We start from the raw sequence: 2,958 nt of genomic DNA, 5'->3' as shown, positions 1-2,958 counted from the left end.
GGGCCTATCAGCGCGCCCCCCCCCCCCGCCCGCGCCCCGCGGCGGCGACGGCGGCCCGTGACGTATGCCGACTAGGCGGCCTGCCTGCGCGAGCGACTCACCGGGGCCGAGCGGGAGCGGCTGATCGCCCACTGGCGCACCCGGCTGTCCGGAGTGCCCGTCCTGGAGCTGCCCACGAGCCGACCACGGCCGGCCGTCGCGAGCCACCGCGGCCGCCGCGAACTGCTGCGCATACCGTCTGACGTGGCGCACCGGCTGCGCACGCTGTGCCGGGCCGAGGGCGTCACCCTGTTCATGGGCCTGCTGGCCCCGTTGCAGGTGCTGCTCGGTCGGTACGCCGACGAGAGCGATGTCGCCGTGGGCACGCTGACAGGAGGACGGCCTCGTCCCGAACTGGACGATGTGGTCGGCTACTTCGTGAACACTGTCGTTCTGCGCACCGACCTGTCCGGCGACCCGACCTGGCGCGAGCTGCTGGGCCGGGTCCGCGAGGTCGCGCGGCAGGCGTACGCGCACCAGGAGCTGCCCTTCGAGACGCTGGTGGCGGAGCTGAGCCCTGAGCGCGACCTGAGCCGCAACCCGCTCTTCCAGGTGCTCTTCGCCCTGCACGAGGAGCCGAGGGCCGGTCATCTGCCCGAACTGTACGACCGCAAGGAACTGGAGGGACGGCTCGGCACCGCCCGCTTCGACCTCGCCCTCGACGTGACGGACCACGCCACCGGGGCCGGTGACCTCAGCATCTCCGTCGAGTACGCCACCGACCTGTTCGACGCGCACTTCGCCCGAGGCCTCGGCCGGCACTTCCTGCGGGTGATCGAGCAGATGGTCTCCGACACCACGTCCCGACTGTCCGAACTGGAGATCGTCTCGGCCGACGAACTGCGCGCCCTGTCCCTCGGCGACCGCGCCGAGCCGCTGCCCGAGCCGACCACCCTGGTCCGCCTGTGGGACCGTCAGGTGCGGACGACCCCGGACGCGGTCTGTGTCGTGGGCGACGGCAGGTCGCTGACGTTCGTCGAGATCGACGCGCGGGCCAGCGCGCTGGCCCGGGAGCTGCGTGCCAGGGGAGTGCGCCCCGAAAGCCTGGTCGCGGTCTGCCTGGAACGCTCGGTGGAGCTGGTGGTCGCCCTGCTCGGCGTGCTGAAGGCGGGCGGCGCCTATGTGCCGCTCGACCCCGGCTACCCGACGGACCGGCTGCGGTACCTGCTCGCCGACTCGGGCGTACACCTGGTCGTCGCGGACCCCGGGCACCCCACCTCCGCCCTGTTCGGAGACGGCGTCCGGCTCGTGACAGTGGACCAGGAGCCGGGGGAGGACCCCGGGCTGGCCGAGGAGGCGCAACCGCACCACCTCGCCTACGTGATCTACACGTCTGGATCGACCGGCAACCCCAAGGGTGTCGCGATCACCCACGCCAACATCACCGGGTTCCTGGAGTGGAACCAGCGGCTGTGCCGGCTCACCGGGCAGGACCGGGCCCTGCTCAACCACTCGGTGGCGTTCGACAACTCGGTCTGGGAGATCTTCCAGTGCCTGCTGTCCGGCGCCGAACTGCACCTGGCGAGCGCCACCGCCGCCTATGACCCCGAGGAGTTCCTGCGGGAAGTCGCCGAGCGCGGCATCACCACGCTCAACGCGACGCCCTCGCAGATGCGGATCCTGCTGGAGTCTGGTACGGATCCTGCTCCGCGACTCGCCCCCGTACGCCTGGTGTTCACCGGGGCCGAGGCCGTGCCGCACGACGTGGCCCGCCGCATCCTGGCTTCCACGGCGCCTGGATGTCAGGTCTTCAACGAGTACGGGCCCACCGAAGCGACCGTCACCTCGGCGTACTGCCCGATCACCGAGGAGTCGCTCGACCGGCACAGCCACCTCCCGAGCGTCCCGTTCGGCAGGGCGACGGACAACGCGCACCTCTACGTACTGGACCAGCGGCTGCGCCCGGTCGTCCCGGGCTGTCGCGGGGAGCTGTACGTCGGCGGCAGTGCGGTCGGTCGCGGCTATCTCGGCAAGCCGGCCCGCACAGCCGCGGCGTACCTGCCCGACCCGTATGCCGTGGAGCCCGGCGCCCGCATGTACGCCACGGGTGACGTGGTCCGGCTTTTGCCCGATGGGAATCTGGTCTTTCTCGGCCGCAACGACCACCAGGTCAAGGTGCGCGGCTTCCGCATCGAGCTCGGCGAGATCGAGGCCGCGCTCCAGAGCCACCCCGCGCTGGCCGACTGCGTGGTGGCCGTGCGCCGCATCGGCGCCGGTGCAGACCAGCTGGCGGCCTACCTGATTCCCGAGCTCCCCGACCGACCCGTCCCTGAACCGGCCGAACTGCGCGCCCACCTGGCAGAGCGGCTTCCGCCCTACATGCTGCCGCAAAGCTACACCGTGATCGCCGAGATCCCCCTCACACCGAACGGCAAGGTCGACCGGAACGCACTGCCCGACCCACGCCCGGCGTCCGACCGGGCACCGGCCGGCCGTCGGAACCTCACCAAGCAGCAGCTCCTCGTCGCCGACGTGTGGCGGGAGTGCCTGGGCGTCGAGGACGACTTCGGCCCACAGGACGGCTTCTTCGACGTCGGCGGCTCCTCGTTGACCATCACCATGGTCGCGAGCCGACTTGGCGAGCGACTCGGGCGCCGGGTCCCGCCGGTCCTCCTGTTCAGAAACCCCACCGTTGCGGGCCTCGCCGAGGCCCTGGAGGCGCACGCGCGGCGATGAGCAGAACAACCGGCACCGGCGTCGCTCCGGTCGCCGCCCGTTCGCCGGGGCACGCGCCGAAGCAGGCGCTCCTGAACCGCGGCTGCGCCGTCGTCCTCGTTCGGAGCACGGTGCGGCCGCGGCCGCGAGACCGCGCGGCGCGTGACGAGCCGAACGTCTGGCGCCGTCCCCGAGTGCGGGCGGCGCGGCTGACCGCCTTGTCCCAGGGTGGCATGCCGCCCGGCACCGGAGGGGCTGCCGGCC

General features: G+C 72.2%; 2 protein-coding genes. Both read left to right on the top strand.

Going from position 1 to position 2,958, the window contains the following annotated elements; translation table 11 throughout:
* The first annotated feature begins 84 nt into the window (after positions 1-84).
* Positions 85-2,715: an amino acid adenylation domain-containing protein gene (locus ACFW2E_RS44485; RefSeq protein ID WP_384477182.1), complete on the top strand. Its 2,631-nt coding sequence runs from the start codon at positions 85-87 to the stop codon at positions 2,713-2,715.
* A partial coding sequence (locus ACFW2E_RS44480) for a hypothetical protein (RefSeq protein ID WP_384477179.1) occupies positions 2,712-2,958 on the top strand: 247 nt, incomplete at its 3' end. The genes ACFW2E_RS44485 and ACFW2E_RS44480, both read left to right, overlap by 4 nt.

The sequence above is a fragment of the Streptomyces sp. NPDC058964 genome (assembly GCF_042741275.1).
In the GTDB taxonomy this organism is placed as follows: Bacteria; Actinomycetota; Actinomycetes; order Streptomycetales; family Streptomycetaceae; genus Streptomyces.
Note: the sequence above shows the minus strand (reverse complement) of the source record. Positions and strands in the feature narration are given on the sequence as shown.